A 14,931-nucleotide genomic window follows, 5' to 3' on the forward strand; every position below is an offset into this window, starting at 1 on the left:
AATTTCTATTTTAAAGTGTTAAGTAAAGCGGTTACCTGGTTCTCTGTAATGGCTTTTTGGAAAAGCGCGTTGAAATACGAGTAGCGCGCCTGCGCATAATCAGTTTCGGCACGGTACAGGATGTTAAGCGCGGCATTTAGCTCGATGATATCGGTAAGCCCACTTTTGTATAATGATAACTTTTGCCTGTAACCGGCGTTGGCAGCTTTAAGTTGGTTTGGTATCTCTTGCAAACGCTGTTGAGCAGTTTCCAATTCTACCGATGCCTGATCTGCGCTAACGGCAAGCATTTGCTTTTGCTCACTCAATTTCTTGCGCGCATAATCCGTTACCGTCTTTTGCGTACGCAGCTTCAGTTGCTTCCGGCGCAGATCGAATAGATTATACGATATCCCAAGGCCTACCAGATAGTTTCCGCGATCGAAGTCAAATCCACTCCCTACATTACCGAAATGATCGTTAGCATCCACGCTCGACCCTCTGCCCCATGCAGCCGCCTCAAACATAATTTTAGGGTTGTATTGCTTACGCACTAAATCTTCGCGTTGCAGGCTATTCTGGTAAACGGATTTATAATAGTTAATTATAGGATGCGTTGAAGTATCGGCATTTGCCTGGGCAATAATCACATTATTAATAAGCGTATTTTGTGTCGAAGTATCGGGTAATATTGAGGTATATGGCAAACCAGTGATGGCGGATAGCTTCAACTGCACCTGGTGCAACTGATTATTGAGCTCTATATAATTGAGCTTCGCTTTAGAGAGCTCGGCCTCGGCAATACTGGTATCTACACCAGGTCTTACACCACTCTTGGCTAATGAGCGGATAGAGCGGTTAATCTCCTGATTGCGCTTAATGTTACGCTGCTGAATAGTAAGGTAGTCTTGCAAACGTGTTAATTGCAGGTAATTGCCGATTGCGTAGGCTTGCAATTGGTATTTGGATTGGGCAAACTGGTTTTGCTCCACCTTAATATCTGATTGTGCCACCTTATTTTGGGCACCGTAACTACCAAAATTGTAGATCTCCCAATCAAGCGCCGCTATCCCCAGGTTTGCACCTGTGGCAGTGGTGTTACTTTCGGTACGTACGCCGCGCGAGTTTGAGGGGATAATACCAAACCCGAAATACGGCCCTGCAACATTGTTATTTGTACCAATATCTGCCTGGTAATTTAATCTAAGATTAGGCAACCAATTGCTTTTTGTTTCTGTAGCCTGCGATTGCCTGATAAGTACTGCGGCCGAGTCTGTAAGTAGTGTTGGCGCCTTTTGCTCAACCTGATTGAGCAATTGCCTAAGGGTGATTGTTTGGGGTATTTGTTGAGCCTGCAGCTGTACTGCTGTTAACAGACAAACTACAATGCCCACGACTTTTTTAAAGCCTGACATACTGAATTTGAATAAAATAAATATTGAATTGATTATCAAGAAGGCCTATGCAGAACGCTTAGTACCTATGGTTTTGCAGATAATCAAATAGATAATTTACCGGTAAGCAAGTAGGTTTGCTCATCCTGTAAACTATTAAGGGAAAGGCGATCAATAAATTGCGTTGTAATTCTTCTGCTGAGTGCAATAAACGGGAATAACAGCGATAATAAGGCAGAGATAGCCAGCATTAAAGTTGCCGGCGGGTTTGAAAGCAGTTGTTGGATAGAAGCTTTTTTTACCTCGGCTTCCTGCATGTACTCGGGTTTACGTTTTGCAAATGCTTTAACCAATATAAGGCTATCGCTGCTTCTGCGTAGTAAAGCTATACCCTGATATCCAATAAACGGCTTGGCAATGAAACACATTGCTGCAAACACGAATACCAATTTTATAAACTTTAACTGAGACATCTCAAACACAAAAATGAGAATTAATTAATGATTGTTTTGTCGGTAACGTTAATGTTGCAATTCGTATTATTTGCGGATTCTGAAATTTAGATCATATCTATTCTCGCCAGGTTGTATGACGATGGGTATTTTATTATTTTATGATTTTTATTCTGTTTAACCAGGTGATAATCTGTACCTCAGTCTGTTTTTCTTTTTCACCATCCATTACAAAAAGCACCCCATCTCTTTCTACTCCTCCCTTTGTACTAAAACCATCTAATACAATGCTTTTTGGGCACATTTCCTTCACAGTTTGAAAAGTGCTGCCAATTCCATAGCCGGCATTCGTATTAAAGGGAATAACTGTTTTCCCGTTCAGGTCGTATTGCTTTAAAAAGCTTTTCATAGGAGGCGGCAGCTGCATGCCCCAGGTTGGAAAGCCTACAAAGATCTTATCATATTGAGCTATGTTATCAATCTTTGTTTTAAGCGGGGGCAAAAATCCGGAATCATTTTCCTGTGATACCTGCGCAACAATTGCCTGATAGTTTGCCGGATACGGTTTATCAAGTTCCAATGCAACTAAATCCCCACCGGCCTGTTTCTGAATTAGCTGTGCAACAACTTTAGTATTGTTGGTGCGAGACAGATATACGATCAGGATTTTATGGTTATCATCTTTAAGCGCGTTGTTGCCGGGCGTTATATTTGTCACCATTTTAAATGCCTCCGCTTGCGCAATTATACTTTTGGCACCTACCCTTGAAGCAAATAAAGAGCCAGCAACAAGCGTCAGTCCATTTTTTAAGAGCTTACGACGATTCATAATCAAATACTTGGTTTTTAATGCTGCTGTTCTAAAGGTTGGGCTATATTGGTTTTCATCTTAACGGGTCTGATTAAAGTTGAGAAAGTGAGCGAGCCCATCTTCCATTTCCCGTTTTCTTTAAGGTAAACCTCGGTTACCATAAATGCGTGCACAACTTCATTGCCGCCCACTACGGCCAGCAGATCGATATCATTTAAAAGAATGGCGGTATTACCAAAAATATTTACCGATGCACCATAAACCTCTGCTTTCTTATACCAGATAAAGCCGCCTTTAATGGTATTTAGTTCCTGCGTTTTTCCCCAACTGCCGCCCATATGCACAAATACGCAATTCTCGGCAAAGAGCCCGTTTAACGCATCTACGTTTTTGTCGGCCATCAATCCCCATTTTATTTTAGAAAGATCAAGCAATTCCTGTTCTTCTTTAGATGGAGTTTTGGTTGCGGAACCCGGTAAGTTAGCTTGAGCCCTTGATAACTGCACACTAACCATAAGCAAGAATAATCCGATGAATACTTTTTTCATAATGCTAATTTTAGGTTGTGAGCTGGTTAATTATCGGATATTTTATACTCGGCATCTGTCAGCCTTTGCAGCCAAATGGTTTTGTTGTTCTTGCTATTGGTACTTACGGCAATATAAGTGAAAGAACTTTGCGGCGAAGCGCCGTGCCAATGTGCAATTCCAGGAGCGCATTTAATAACGTCTCCTTTATGAACCACTTGAATTGGCTTGCCTTTTTCCTGGTAATATCCCGTACCATCAGTAATCATCAAAATTTGCCCGGCTGGGTGAATGTGCCAGTCTAGTTTTGCACCGGGCGCAAAGGTTGCGGTTGCTATGGCCACATCGATAACGCTGTCCGGCTTATTCAATTCAGTTAGCCAAACTGTTCCGGTGTGGTTATTTGTGGTCGAGATTTCACCTTTGGGAAAAATTGCCGTGTTCTGGGCTGCTGCCCGGATTGAAAACCCCGCCGATAATGCGAGTGTAATCAGCCATATTTTTTTCATACTTCTTAATTTATTAGCGGTTAATCATTTTTTGTCCTTGTTCTGAATACCTATGGCCCTGAATTTCGATATTGGATAAGCCTTCACCGATAGCCTGCAGATCTTTTTCAGAAAGCTTAATATTGGCAGCACTGATATTTTCTTCCAAGCGGTGCAGCTTTGTAGTGCCTGGTATTGGAACTATCCACGACTTTTGCATAAGCAGCCATTTTAAGGCGATCTGTGCAGGTGTTGCGTTCTTTTCCGCTGCAATTTGCCCAAGTACATCAACTAATGCGTGATTTGCTTTTCGGTTATCTTCAGAGAAACGGGGTACAGTGTTTCGGAAATCGCTTTTATCAAATGTGGTATGCTCATTAATTGCACCTGTTAGAAAACCTTTACCCAACGGACTGAATGGTACGAAACCAATGCCAAGCTCTTCAAGCACGGGTAATATTTCTTGCTCCGGCTCTCTCCACCATAAAGAATATTCACTTTGCAGCGCCGCAACCGGTTGTACTGCATGTGCTTTGCGGATAGTACTTGCGCCAGCTTCTGAAAGACCAAAGTGTTTAATTTTCCCCTCATTGATCAAATCGTTAACCGTTCCGGCCACGTCTTCTATTGGTATGTTCGGATCAACACGGTGCTGATAAAACAAGTCTATACGATCTGTGCGCAGGCGTCGTAGTGCGGCTTCGGCTACCTCACGAATACGCTGCGGGCTACTGTCCATGCCAAGGGGCGGCTTTCCATCTTTAAAACCAAATTTAGTGGCTATAACCACCTGGTCGCGAAAAGGTGCCAAGGCCTCACCCAATAATTCTTCGTTAGTAAAAGGACCGTATGCTTCCGCAGTATCAAAGAATGTTACACCTCGCAAAAAAGCCGATCGTATTAAGTTGATTGCTACTTGTTTTTCCGTTGCCGGGCCATAGCCAAAGCTTAGCCCCATGCAGCCGAGTCCAAGCGCGGAGACTTCCAATCCGCTATTTCCCAATGTTCTCTTTTCCATGTTTCCTGTATGTAGAATTAACTTTGTAGTTGTCGTTCACCCAACCATTTCACCATTTTCGGGTCACGATGATCAAAGAAACTACTGGCGTTTGTATCCAGTGTTTTAATCTTTTCCATTTCTTCAGTCGTTAATTCGAAATCAAGACTGTTTAGGTTTTCGGCCATGCGTTCTTTACGGACTGATTTTGGGATGGCAACAACGCCTCTTTGTGTAAGCCAGCGTAATATTACCTGGGCAATAGATTTGCCATATTTGTCGCCGATAGACTGCAGCAATTCATTTTTAAACATATCATTCTTACCCTCGGCAAAAGGCCCCCACGATTCGATCTGAATGTCATTATCAATCATGAATTGCTGGGCTTCAATCTGCTGATGGAAGGGATGTGTTTCTACTTGGTTAACGGCCGGTTTGATCTCGTTATGAGTAATAAGGTCGGTTAATCGGTCGGGGTGAAAATTGCTGACACCAATTGCGCGTATCTTCCCTTCTTTGTACAACTCTTCCATAGCCCGCCATTCGCCGTATATATCGCCATAAGGCTGGTGAATCAGGTATAGATCGAGATATTCCAACTGCAGTTTCTTCAAAGAGGTTTCAAAAGCTTTTTTGGTTCCGTCGTAACCATTGGATTGAATCCAAAGCTTGGTGGTTATAAACAGTTCTTCCCTCGCTACGCCGCTGCGTTTTATGGCATTGCCCACGGCTTCTTCATTCATATAAGATTGCGCAGTATCAATAAGCCGGTACCCGGTTTCAATAGCATCTACTACACTTCTTTCGCACTCTGCCAAATCGGTTACCTGGAATACACCAAATCCTAACACCGGCATTTCAACACTATTATTTAACTTCACTGTTTGCATAATTCGTTTTTAATGATCAATACAAAGCTCGTACCTGGAATGCTGAAAATTGGGATATAGATTACGGATATATCTACCATTATTACTGATTTCATCTGCCTTGCTGCCAACAGATTGATTAATAGTGTAAATTCGAATTAAAAGAGAGAGTTATGGATAGCATGCGCCGTTTCAATAGTATTAATGAATACAATGCGTTTAACAATAATGAAACTAAGCACCCTTTGGTGAGCGTGGTTGATTTGTCTAAAGCGGATCCCAGACGTGGCTCGCAAATGTACTTTGGTTTTTATATTGTGTTTTTAAAGGAGGTAAAATGCGGCGACCTTGTGTATGGCAGAAACACCTATGATTACCAGGAAGGGACTTTAGTGTTAATGGCGCCCGGCCAGGTAGCGGGCATCAATAGCAATAACGAATATTACCAGCCTAAAGGATATGCGCTTGTATTTCATCCTGATTTGATTCATGGCACATCTTTGGGCAAACGGATTCATGAATACTCTTTTTTTGGTTATCAGTCCAACGAAGCTTTACACCTATCAGAACGCGAAAGAAATATTGTGTTGGATTGCTTCTCGAAGATTGATTACGAATTGGAGAGAGGTGTAGATAAGCATAGTAAACGCCTGATAGTTTCCAACATTGAGCTTTTTTTAGATTACAGTGTTCGTTTCTACGAACGACAGTTTATCACCCGAGACCATGTATTACAAGGTGTTATAGAACGGTTTGAGAAGTTGTTGAACGATTTTTTCTCGTCTGGGAAACCCCAAACCATAGGGTTGCCTTCTGTTGCTTACTGTGCCGATGAATTGAATTTATCGGCAAATTATTTCGGGGACCTTGTGAAAAAGGAAACAGGTAAAACTGCCCAGGAATATATACAGTTTAAACTGATAGATCTTGCGAAAGAAAAGATCTTTGATGGAGATAAAACGGTTAACCAGGTTGCATTGGAATTGGGATTCAAATATCCACAGCATTTTTCGAGATTATTTAAAAAACGGGTTGGAAAAACGCCTCAGGAATATCGCTTGATGAATTAAAACGTTAAAAGTAGCGGCCTTTGGGTGTCACTTCAATAAATTTTCGGTGATCACGATAGCTACGAAATTCATACAGTTTATAAATATCCTTCACTTTGGTGTCGCTGCATATTAACCAACTTTGCTTTGCTAATTGAAAAGAACAAGGTCCATAGGTAAAAATCCGGATCGGCTTCTGAAACGACTCTTGTTTCAGCTTATCTAAAACTTCTTGTAAAATATTTCCCTCAAATGGTGTATACAGATAAAAAACTGTGCCGTTGGTATAATCGACTTTACGGGCATCCTCATTGATAAATAATACGTCATTCAGTTTAAGTTGAGTAGCCTTACCTACGGCATATCGATGATAAGCCGGCTCAAATTCAACCCCGACGGTTTTATTTCCGTTAAGCAAATTTATCAATATGGGTACGTGGCCTAAGCCTGAACCGAGGTCATACAAGACTTCATCTACCTGCAACATTTCTGCCAGTTTAAATATGATTCTTGCAGGTGTTTGTTGATAAAACACCATCTCCGGCTCCCGAACAATTGTAGGCTCGGGCAGGGTGCTTTCACAAAGTATTCCATTAATGAGTTCATCTAAATAGTCATACCCTGGTTGATCAGCTTCCCTATTATACGCATTATCCAAATGACTAATCAATAATTCGTTAAGCTCTGAAGGGTATAGTTTTTTGCTTTTTATCGTTTCTCTTAAATGGGCAAATAACGCTCGATTAATCGCTTCTAGCTGTTCTTTCAATTCTTCGGCAGAGCGCCTTATCCGAGTAAAATCAGGATTGGGCGTCGAATTTTGATGGATGATATCTATACGGTTAATAATATGAAAATCAATGAAATCGATAGCCCTGACGCGGGTTTCGAAGTTTATTGGATTGTATAAGCGTTGATCATCCTTAGCGGATTGCAAGTCTTGGCTAATTTCTAAAAAAATAAGGTCTGAACTCATACACTGTAAAAGTATGAGTTCAGACCTTATTTTAAAAACTGGCGGGTTTATAGGTAATTTACATACCGTTCGTCAAAACTACCGTCTGCATAAAGATCTATCAAGCCATAGCCGGGTGCCGTTTCCCGTCGGTTACCATTCCACCAGGCACCAGACACGGCACCATTGCATAAGTAGGTTACGTTGTTGTACACAACTTTATCGCGCATATGTAAATGCCCGCTTAAGCATAGTTTAACATTAGGATGCTGATAAAAAAGGTTAATTATTTTAGCTGTATCTGTATGCATATCGCCACCCAGCATTTCCCATCTGTTTACAATATTGTCTTCGATCATTAACAAGGCCGTCAAGATCGGAATGTGCGACATAACCATTACAGGGGTGTGGGCATCGGTTGATTCGAGCTCGTTTTTAAGCCATGCGAATTGCTCGTCGCCAAGTTTGCCAATATACCAGGTATTGTCGATATCCAAATGGACGCTATCCAAAACAATTATTTTCCAGCCGTTCTGTACCATGCTGTAATAAGGTTTAGCAAGGCTGAGTTGATCCATTGCATATTTCTTACCGTATAGCGCTTGCCCTTTGTCATCTTCGTACCACCAGATATCGTGGTTTCCCATGCAATAATGAATAGGCAAACTGCTTTCATTCTTCATGATTCCGTTAACCAGCTTCCATTGCGCATTAATGCTATCGATATTTTCTTTATTCATATCGAAAACAACATCGCCCCCATTTAAAATCAAATCTACCTTGGGGCTTTGTCGCTGTATGTGATGCAGGCATTTTTCAAATTTCTGTGGCGCACCTAAATCATTTTTTAAATGTACATCGGTAATATGCGCAACCCGCAACACAGGGGTGCCTCTATCTGAGTTATTGTTGAGTACTAAAGATGGCGCCAGTAACAGGCCACCAATATTTTTAAGGGCAGATCTTCTTTCCATTTTTATAACGTTGGAAAGCCAAAATTACTTTATAAATATTGGTGTAGGCCTATCAGAGTATTATACTTGTGTTAAGAAAGCAAAAAAGCCCGCGCATCGCGGGCTTTTTTGCTTTTATGCTTTATCCAACTCCTTTTCAGGATCGGAGGTCTTCTTCATCTTTTCCCTAAATTGTGGTTCGCAGGCAAAGCCAAACAGGCAGCGTTCTTTTATCATAGTAGCCACTTCTGCGGGAACGTAGTCTTCCCAGCCAGATGCGCCTTTTTTGATAAGCTGTAACACATTATCCGTATCAACATTAAGATTATTTTCGTTGTAATGCCTAATGTCCTCAATCTTATTATTAGCCAACAAATAACGGAACAAATCAATAAGATGCGGCGGCGGGAAAAACTTCAAACAATTTAAAATATTGCCGTCGCGCAGGGTTGGATAAATAAACAGCTTTACCTTGCGGCTAAATAGCGTAGCGAACGATTCAAGAATACCGCCGGGCAAATCTTTGTAGTGCTCTTCCGAAAATATATACTCCAGGTTAGGATAACCCAACACCACGCCCAGTTTAAGCTTGGTAATTTTCGATAAATAAGCCACCAATTTATAGTACTCGTGGAAATTGGAGATCAATACCGTTTGCCCAAGTGAGCAAAGAATATCTACCCTATCTAAAAAATCTTTTTCGTCGATATCGGCGTTAAGATCGGCATCACGTTCTTTTAACGACTGTAGTGTAAGCTCGGTAATTACCGTAACATTTTTGGGATCAACATCCGGCTCTTGCAAAAATTGCTTCACGCCGGTATTCAGCATGTCCATATGTACGTTAATGAGCGGGCGGAAACGGCCGCGCACTACTACCGTATGTTTTTTATACAAGGCTTCCGAAGGCTGTTGATTATTACCATCCGGGCCGAATAGCGCCGCATCAGAGAAACCGTATTTAACCAAATGAAGGCTCATTAAACGATTATCGACTCTATCAAAATCAGGACCTTCAAAACGGATCATATCGATCTGGATACGATCTCTCGATAGGTTATCCATTAAAGAGAGCAGGAAAACCGGGGGAACTGCATTATAATAAAAGCAGGCGTAAATAAGATTTACACCTAGAATACCAGCAGCCTGTTGTTGTAGATTATTATCATTATCCAATAGCTTAACGTGTAGTACAACATCGTTAAAAGCACCGTTGGGCGTAAGCTGAAAACGCACGCCCATCCAGCCATGACCTTCATTAGTTTTATTATAGTTAAGGGCTGCAATAGTGTCTGAAAAAGCAAAGAAAGTTGTTTGATCTCCCCTTTGCTTGGCTAATCGTTCTATCAACAAACCATATTCGTGGTTAAGCATAGATATCAACCTCGACTCGCTCACATACCTACGCACCTGTTGTGCGCCATAAATTGCATCAGAGAAAGTCATATCATAGGCCGACATGGTTTTGGCTATAGTACCAGATGAAGCGCCGGCTTTAAAGAAATTAGCTGCCACATCCTGCCCCGCTCCGATTTCGGCAAAAGAGCCATAAATCTTGTCGTTGAGGTTAATAGCAAGCGCCTTTTGCTTAGTTCCGATATCTTTATTGTGAATGATGCTATCCATATTTGAGTTATTTGTATTAAGCCAGTATAAAAACTGAACCAATCATCGCCGAGACTTGCATTAAATCGAGGCCGTTTTGCAGGGGTTGTTAAATATGTACGCAAAAATAAGCAATTAATGCGTTTTTGCGCTATTTACTTTCAGGATGTTTGTACAAAAATCGGGCTATTTGCAGCTATTTTCTGTCAAAAAAAGTTAATTTTTTAACATTATTTGAACTTAAAACACAGAGTGTCAATCAGTACAAAAAATGCCGTGAAAAAAGTTAAAAACAGATTTGCCAATCCGCTCCGGATTTGTACTTTTGTCCCCGGAGAGTTGGCAGAGTGGTCGATTGCGGCAGTCTTGAAAACTGTTGAACTGTGAAAGGTTCCTGGGGTTCGAATCCCTAACTCTCCGCACTAAAATCCATTAATTGATTGATTTTCAATATTTTAAAATCAATCAATTAATGGATTTTTACATTTGATTAAAAATTTAAATTGCTGATAATCAAGGCATAAGAGTTCGAATCCCTCAAACCCTCTAAGTTTACTACATTTATAAGTTATTGATGGCGATCGGCCCAGGAATATATCCAGCATAAACTTATCGATGTCGCCAAAGAACAAATAAGTGATCTCAGCAAACCAATCAGCACCATTGCTTATGGCCTTGGTTTTAAATACCCTCAGCATTTTACCCGGTTATTTAAACAGAAGGTAGGTTTATCACCGCATGATTATCGGCTATCTAACTGAACCCAACTATTGCTTGCGATTTAGTAGTGCAGATTATTAGAACACTGTAATCTTGCATTAATCAAAGACCAATCACTAACCTGTAATAGTTAGTGATTGGTAAATAGTAGACGTTACAAAGGATTATATCCCGGCTTTTTGTAAAGTTGATCCCAATGGCCAGCGATATCCGGCTTATATACTTTTTCTACCCAATCTGCTTTTTCAATGTCCTCAATACTTACGGTTACATTGGCCTCATTAGCACCGATCGAGTTTACTATTGCAGCTGTCAGGGCTTCCGCAAGTTTTGCTTTTTCCTCGTCAGTTTTACCAACGATCTTAACGTGTATGTGTGGCATTTTTATTTAAAACTGTAGTATTGTTCATCAGTAACCTGCTCCAGCCAATCCACTACGCCTTTTTCGGTATTGATTCCTACGGCATAATGTGTAAATCGGCCATTAGGGGTTGCGCCGTGCCAGTGTTTAATGCCGGGCAGTACGTTAACGATATCACCCTCTTTGATCTCTTTGATCGGTGAACCCCATTCCTGGTAATACCCGACACCTTGTGTTACGATCAGGATCTGGTTGCTCGGGTGTGTATGCCAGTTATTACGGCAACCAGGTTCAAATATGACTTCGCCAATACCGCAATTGGTGATCTCGTCAGCAACGACCCGCATTTTCAGCCAGGCAGTTCCTGTAAAATACTGTGCCAGTACCGGTCCGAATCCTTCGGGTGCGTTATATTTTGGTTCTTGATTTTCCATCTTTTAAATATGAGTTTTTTAAATGGTTGCTGCATCTATCACATAACGATAGCGCGCCTGTTTATTCACTACCTTATCCCAGGCATCATTGATCTCTGAGGCTTTAATGATCTGTATCTCGGGATAGATCTTATTTTCAGCACAAAGGTTCATGACCTCCTGCGTTTCTGGTATCCCGCCAATCAGCGAGGCATTAAAGTTTACCCGGCTGAAAAAGAATTTGGCGTTATCGATCTTGAACTCTCCGTTAACAGGCTGTCCAACCTGGGTAAAGTGACCATAGGGTTTTACACAAACCGCATAGTCTGACAGGTTATAAGCGTAAGGTATCGTCGAGATCATATAATCCAGCTTACCCGCATAAGGTTTCAATTTGTCGGGGCTATCTACAACGATCACTTCTTTGGCGCCGAATGATAAAATGTCCTGCCGTTTGCTTTCGCTGGTGGTAAAGGCATAAACCTCGGCACCTTTTAATACCGCCAGTTTAATGGCGAGGTGACCTAAACCACCGATACCGGCAACACCCACTTTATCACCTTTCTGAAACCGGGCTCTTGTTAGGGGCGAATATGTAGTAATACCTGCGCATAATAAAGGTGCTGCATTTTGCAGGCTGATGCTTTCGGGAATCTTAATAGCGAAATGCTCCTTTACCACCAGGTTATTGGAATAACCGCCTTGCGTAATACCGCTTGGTGAGGTCTTATCCGATGCGCCATAAGTGCCGACCATACCGGTAGTTTCGCAATGATGTTCTTCGCCGTTCTTGCAGCTGTTGCACTGCATACAACTATCTACCATACAGCCAACACCGGCTTTGTCGCCAACCTTGAATTTGGTTACGTTCTTGCCAACAGCGGCAACAATACCTGCAATCTCATGGCCGGGAACCTGTGGATAAACCTGCTCTCCCCAATGGCCGCGAATGGTATGGATATCAGAATGGCAGATGCCCGAAAATTTAATATCGATCAGGATATCATTATCGCCGACTGCGCGGCGTTCAAAGTTCCATAAAGTTAGCCCGCTGGTTTTATCATGACCGGCATAGCCTTTTGATTTGATTATACTCATAGGTTTGTTATTATTTGTTTCTGAGAAAAGTTGCAGTGGGCCAGTCAGCATCAGGCCGGCACCGGCTACTGTTGTTTTTTGGATGAATGTTCGCCTGGTTTCTTTTTTCACGATCTTATAGATTTAATGATTTGGGCAGGTATACCGCCAACAACGGTGTTATCAGGAACATCTTTCGTGACTACGGCGCCTGCGGCTATTACCGCGTTTTCGCCAACGGTTACACCTGGCAAAACTGTTGCCGCGGCACCAACCCAGGCACCTTTTTTGATAACTATCGGATACGAAACTGTCGCCCTTCTTTCAGCCGGGTTCAATGGATGATTGGTGGTAATCAGGTTTACCTTAGGCCCGATCAGCACATTATCTTCCAGGATAATGCCACCACGATCCATAAAAGTGCAGCCATGATTGACGAATACGTTTTTACCGATATTGATGTTCTCCCCGAAATCCGAATAAAAGGGCGGGATTATAAAAAAGGTTTCATCTACCTGTAGGCCTATCAGCTCGCTGAAGATCCGGTTGATCTCGGACAGGTCATCAATTACCAGGTTATTCAGTTTTGATGTTGTGAGAATAGCCTTATGAATGATCTTTAAGAGCACCGGATAATCCGGGTCGTCCAACGGGATCACTTCGCCGTTTTTGTCCCTTGTTAAAATATCGTTATTAGTCATTACCTTATTTAATTATTGGGCTATTATCCTCATTGTTGCCGATCGTGCGCGGCTGCTGATCATGTGCGCCATGTAGGGGCTTTTGCTTATTTCTGTTGGTAAGCCGCGTTGATTCGCTGATTGATAACAGCATCATCAATTGGCTCAAAAATCACCTCTTTGATCAGGCCAGCAGCATGAATCCGTCCGGCTCTCTGTTTGAGGGCCGATTGATACCAGCGTGACGATGTTCCATTATAAGCCCGAACAAACAACTCACCATCCACAACTACTTCCCAGATCCAGGTGGGCGTACCATAAGTTTTCCCATCTTCACGAAAAGGTGAAATCTTCAGGTCATCGGCCTGATTGATTTTTGCCAATTCTTCTGTTGTAAACGCGCTCATGTTATTGTTTTTTTGCTTCGATCACTTTTTTCAGCGTTTCTCTTGCAGTATCTCCCTGTGTTTGGCTCACCGTTTGGTCAATAATGCCGAACGCTGCTTTAAACTGGCTCTCGGTTAGCCCGGTATTCATACCCATACCAATGTGGGCCTGTAATTGCGGCGTAACTCCTGTTATCGCTGCTAAAGCCGAAACTGTTATTAATTCGCGCTGCTGAAAGCTTAGTACGTCACGGCTGAATATGTCTGCGAAAAGATGTTCTTTCAGGAAAGTGTCAATAGCCGGGGCAAAGGCGTTTGCACCGGAAAGTATTTTTTCCTCACGCCCGGTGAGCTTTTGCAGGTTCTTTTTACCGGTCTGGTATTTATCAGTATCGGTAACCTGGGTTGCGGCTTTACCTTCGGCATCGGTAATACCTTTCGCCTTACGGTCTTCCAATACGGCCATAAAGGCATTGATACCGTTCAGGCTGCGCGGGAAACCGCAGTAAGCATAAAGCTGCACCAGTATATCTTTGATCTCATTAATGGTAAGGCCATTGTCCAGCCCTTTGCTCAATTGAACTTTAAGCTGTCCGATATCACCGGTTGCAGTTAAAGCGGATATGCTGACCAGGCTTTGATGCTTGTTATCTAAATTTTGATTTTCCATTTGATGTTGTGCTTTACTGCTATTAGTTATGATAACCAATAGCATGATGGCAATGAGGTGTTTCATCGGCGATGATTTATTTGTTAGTTGTTGAGCCGTTGTATTCCGCATCGGTAACCGGCCTCAACCATTTCACTACGCCTTTATCGGCGTAGGTATTTAGAGAAAGTTGCACCATGGAACTGCCCGGCAAAGCGCCGTGCCAGTGCTCCACATTCGGCGGACAAGTGATCACTTCGCCCTTGTGGATAACGCGAATCGGTTTGCCTTTTTCCTGGGTATAACCGGTACCATCCAACACCATTAATATTTGCCCGGCATTATGCGTATGCCAGTAGCTGCGCGCACCCGGTGAGAAGGTTACCGCACCGGCAACCAAATTGAAAACACTGTCTCGAGGTACCAATGGCTGCACCCACACTTTGCCAGTAAAGTTGGCGGCTGTTAATTTACCCTGCGGGAAAATGCTGGTTTGCGCCTGGCCGTTTAAACAACAGAACCAGGTGAATGCGATGGTAATGATGAATATTCTTTTCATAGGTAAA

The 14,931-nt window shown here is 42.3% G+C and carries 19 protein-coding genes and 1 tRNA gene; 3 read left to right on the forward strand and 17 right to left on the reverse strand.

Annotated elements, in window-relative coordinates:
- Positions 1-5: 5 nt before the first annotated feature.
- From GSY63_RS22145 to GSY63_RS22175, 7 genes are all read right to left on the reverse strand, one after another.
- Positions 6-1,394 carry a TolC family protein gene (locus GSY63_RS22145; RefSeq protein ID WP_166588034.1) on the reverse strand — a complete coding sequence of 463 codons (1,389 nt, stop codon included), beginning with the start codon at positions 1,392-1,394 and terminating at the stop codon, positions 6-8.
- 83 nt (positions 1,395-1,477) lie between these two features.
- Positions 1,478-1,846 (reverse strand): hypothetical protein, encoded by a 369-nt coding sequence (locus GSY63_RS22150; RefSeq protein ID WP_166588035.1) that lies wholly within the window; start codon positions 1,844-1,846, stop codon positions 1,478-1,480.
- A 133-nt stretch (positions 1,847-1,979) separates the two neighbouring features.
- Positions 1,980-2,654 carry a flavodoxin gene (locus GSY63_RS22155; RefSeq protein WP_243749300.1) on the reverse strand — a complete coding sequence of 225 codons (675 nt, stop codon included), beginning with the start codon at positions 2,652-2,654 and terminating at the stop codon, positions 1,980-1,982.
- 17 nt (positions 2,655-2,671) lie between these two features.
- Complete coding sequence (locus GSY63_RS22160; RefSeq protein ID WP_166588036.1) at positions 2,672-3,184, reverse strand: nuclear transport factor 2 family protein; 513 nt, start codon at positions 3,182-3,184, stop codon at positions 2,672-2,674.
- A gap of 26 nt (positions 3,185-3,210) precedes the next feature.
- Complete coding sequence (locus GSY63_RS22165; RefSeq protein ID WP_166588037.1) at positions 3,211-3,672, reverse strand: cupin domain-containing protein; 462 nt, start codon at positions 3,670-3,672, stop codon at positions 3,211-3,213.
- Positions 3,673-3,685: 13 nt separating this feature from the next.
- Positions 3,686-4,669 carry an aldo/keto reductase gene (locus GSY63_RS22170; RefSeq protein ID WP_166588038.1) on the reverse strand — a complete coding sequence of 328 codons (984 nt, stop codon included), beginning with the start codon at positions 4,667-4,669 and terminating at the stop codon, positions 3,686-3,688.
- Positions 4,670-4,686: 17 nt separating this feature from the next.
- Positions 4,687-5,538 (reverse strand): aldo/keto reductase, encoded by an 852-nt coding sequence (locus GSY63_RS22175; RefSeq protein ID WP_166588039.1) that lies wholly within the window; start codon positions 5,536-5,538, stop codon positions 4,687-4,689.
- 152 nt (positions 5,539-5,690) lie between these two features.
- Here GSY63_RS22175 and GSY63_RS22180 point away from each other — a divergent pair, with 152 nt between their 5' ends.
- Positions 5,691-6,587 (forward strand): helix-turn-helix domain-containing protein, encoded by an 897-nt coding sequence (locus GSY63_RS22180; RefSeq protein ID WP_166588040.1) that lies wholly within the window; start codon positions 5,691-5,693, stop codon positions 6,585-6,587.
- Positions 6,588-6,591: 4 nt separating this feature from the next.
- Here GSY63_RS22180 and GSY63_RS22185 read toward each other — a convergent pair whose 3' ends face one another.
- The 3 genes from GSY63_RS22185 to GSY63_RS22195 all read right to left on the reverse strand — a co-directional run bounded on the left by GSY63_RS22185 (position 6,592) and on the right by GSY63_RS22195 (position 10,100).
- On the reverse strand, positions 6,592-7,542 hold the full coding sequence (locus GSY63_RS22185; RefSeq protein ID WP_166588041.1) for a hypothetical protein: 951 nt from the start codon (positions 7,540-7,542) through the stop codon (positions 6,592-6,594).
- Positions 7,543-7,589: 47 nt separating this feature from the next.
- Complete coding sequence (locus GSY63_RS22190) at positions 7,590-8,495, reverse strand: metallophosphoesterase family protein (RefSeq protein WP_166588042.1); 906 nt, start codon at positions 8,493-8,495, stop codon at positions 7,590-7,592.
- A 114-nt stretch (positions 8,496-8,609) separates the two neighbouring features.
- A complete protein-coding gene (locus GSY63_RS22195; RefSeq protein ID WP_166588043.1) occupies positions 8,610-10,100 on the reverse strand; it encodes a TonB-dependent receptor in 1,491 nt (496 codons plus the stop codon).
- A gap of 312 nt (positions 10,101-10,412) precedes the next feature.
- Between GSY63_RS22195 and GSY63_RS22200 the strand changes: the two genes are divergently transcribed.
- Together GSY63_RS22200 and GSY63_RS22205 are read left to right on the forward strand one after the other, a co-directional pair.
- Positions 10,413-10,499, forward strand: a tRNA-Ser gene (locus GSY63_RS22200).
- A gap of 212 nt (positions 10,500-10,711) precedes the next feature.
- A complete protein-coding gene (locus tag GSY63_RS22205) occupies positions 10,712-10,840 on the forward strand; it encodes a helix-turn-helix domain-containing protein (protein WP_317168609.1) in 129 nt (42 codons plus the stop codon).
- A 113-nt stretch (positions 10,841-10,953) separates the two neighbouring features.
- On the opposite strand, the gene GSY63_RS22210 is transcribed toward GSY63_RS22205, so the two are convergent.
- The 7 genes from GSY63_RS22210 to GSY63_RS22240 all read right to left on the reverse strand — a co-directional run bounded on the left by GSY63_RS22210 (position 10,954) and on the right by GSY63_RS22240 (position 14,924).
- Entirely contained in the window at positions 10,954-11,181 is a 228-nt protein-coding gene (locus tag GSY63_RS22210) for a tautomerase family protein (protein ID WP_166588044.1), read from the reverse strand.
- Between the two features lie 2 nt (positions 11,182-11,183).
- Positions 11,184-11,594, reverse strand: a complete 411-nt coding sequence (locus tag GSY63_RS22215; RefSeq protein ID WP_166588045.1) for a cupin domain-containing protein — start codon at positions 11,592-11,594, stop codon at positions 11,184-11,186.
- Positions 11,595-11,612: 18 nt separating this feature from the next.
- Positions 11,613-12,782: an NAD(P)-dependent alcohol dehydrogenase gene (locus GSY63_RS22220; protein ID WP_166588046.1), complete on the reverse strand. Its 1,170-nt coding sequence runs from the start codon at positions 12,780-12,782 to the stop codon at positions 11,613-11,615.
- Complete coding sequence (locus GSY63_RS22225; protein WP_166588047.1) at positions 12,779-13,351, reverse strand: sugar O-acetyltransferase; 573 nt, start codon at positions 13,349-13,351, stop codon at positions 12,779-12,781. Before GSY63_RS22225 ends, GSY63_RS22220 begins: the two co-directional genes overlap by 4 nt.
- 86 nt (positions 13,352-13,437) lie before the next feature.
- Complete coding sequence (locus GSY63_RS22230) at positions 13,438-13,737, reverse strand: DUF2255 family protein (protein ID WP_208094637.1); 300 nt, start codon at positions 13,735-13,737, stop codon at positions 13,438-13,440.
- Position 13,738: 1 nt separating this feature from the next.
- Positions 13,739-14,452 (reverse strand): carboxymuconolactone decarboxylase family protein, encoded by a 714-nt coding sequence (locus tag GSY63_RS22235; protein ID WP_166588048.1) that lies wholly within the window; start codon positions 14,450-14,452, stop codon positions 13,739-13,741.
- Between the two features lie 10 nt (positions 14,453-14,462).
- Positions 14,463-14,924 (reverse strand): cupin domain-containing protein, encoded by a 462-nt coding sequence (locus GSY63_RS22240; RefSeq protein WP_166588049.1) that lies wholly within the window; start codon positions 14,922-14,924, stop codon positions 14,463-14,465.
- Between the last annotated feature and the right edge of the window lie 7 nt (positions 14,925-14,931).

Source organism: Mucilaginibacter agri (genome assembly GCF_009928685.1).
Taxonomy (GTDB): domain Bacteria; phylum Bacteroidota; class Bacteroidia; order Sphingobacteriales; family Sphingobacteriaceae; genus Mucilaginibacter; species Mucilaginibacter agri.

What these genes read in the sequence shown, in the direction of transcription:
- GSY63_RS22145 (WP_166588034.1), bottom strand. Translation starts at nt 1,394, where the DNA reads ATGTCAGGCTTTAAAAAAGTCGTGGGCATTGTAGTTTGTCTGTTAACA.
- GSY63_RS22150 (WP_166588035.1), bottom strand. Translation starts at nt 1,846, where the DNA reads ATGTCTCAGTTAAAGTTTATAAAATTGGTATTCGTGTTTGCAGCAATG.
- GSY63_RS22155 (WP_243749300.1), bottom strand. Translation starts at nt 2,654, where the DNA reads ATGAATCGTCGTAAGCTCTTAAAAAATGGACTGACGCTTGTTGCTGGC.
- GSY63_RS22160 (WP_166588036.1), bottom strand. Translation starts at nt 3,184, where the DNA reads ATGAAAAAAGTATTCATCGGATTATTCTTGCTTATGGTTAGTGTGCAG.
- GSY63_RS22165 (WP_166588037.1), bottom strand. Translation starts at nt 3,672, where the DNA reads ATGAAAAAAATATGGCTGATTACACTCGCATTATCGGCGGGGTTTTCA.
- GSY63_RS22170 (WP_166588038.1), bottom strand. Translation starts at nt 4,669, where the DNA reads ATGGAAAAGAGAACATTGGGAAATAGCGGATTGGAAGTCTCCGCGCTT.
- GSY63_RS22175 (WP_166588039.1), bottom strand. Translation starts at nt 5,538, where the DNA reads ATGCAAACAGTGAAGTTAAATAATAGTGTTGAAATGCCGGTGTTAGGA.
- GSY63_RS22180 (WP_166588040.1), top strand. Translation starts at nt 5,691, where the DNA reads ATGGATAGCATGCGCCGTTTCAATAGTATTAATGAATACAATGCGTTT.
- GSY63_RS22185 (WP_166588041.1), bottom strand. Translation starts at nt 7,542, where the DNA reads ATGAGTTCAGACCTTATTTTTTTAGAAATTAGCCAAGACTTGCAATCC.
- GSY63_RS22190 (WP_166588042.1), bottom strand. Translation starts at nt 8,495, where the DNA reads ATGGAAAGAAGATCTGCCCTTAAAAATATTGGTGGCCTGTTACTGGCG.
- GSY63_RS22195 (WP_166588043.1), bottom strand. Translation starts at nt 10,100, where the DNA reads ATGGATAGCATCATTCACAATAAAGATATCGGAACTAAGCAAAAGGCG.
- GSY63_RS22210 (WP_166588044.1), bottom strand. Translation starts at nt 11,181, where the DNA reads ATGCCACACATACACGTTAAGATCGTTGGTAAAACTGACGAGGAAAAA.
- GSY63_RS22215 (WP_166588045.1), bottom strand. Translation starts at nt 11,594, where the DNA reads ATGGAAAATCAAGAACCAAAATATAACGCACCCGAAGGATTCGGACCG.
- GSY63_RS22225 (WP_166588047.1), bottom strand. Translation starts at nt 13,351, where the DNA reads ATGACTAATAACGATATTTTAACAAGGGACAAAAACGGCGAAGTGATC.
- GSY63_RS22230 (WP_208094637.1), bottom strand. Translation starts at nt 13,737, where the DNA reads ATGAGCGCGTTTACAACAGAAGAATTGGCAAAAATCAATCAGGCCGAT.
- GSY63_RS22235 (WP_166588048.1), bottom strand. Translation starts at nt 14,452, where the DNA reads ATGAAACACCTCATTGCCATCATGCTATTGGTTATCATAACTAATAGC.
- GSY63_RS22240 (WP_166588049.1), bottom strand. Translation starts at nt 14,924, where the DNA reads ATGAAAAGAATATTCATCATTACCATCGCATTCACCTGGTTCTGTTGT.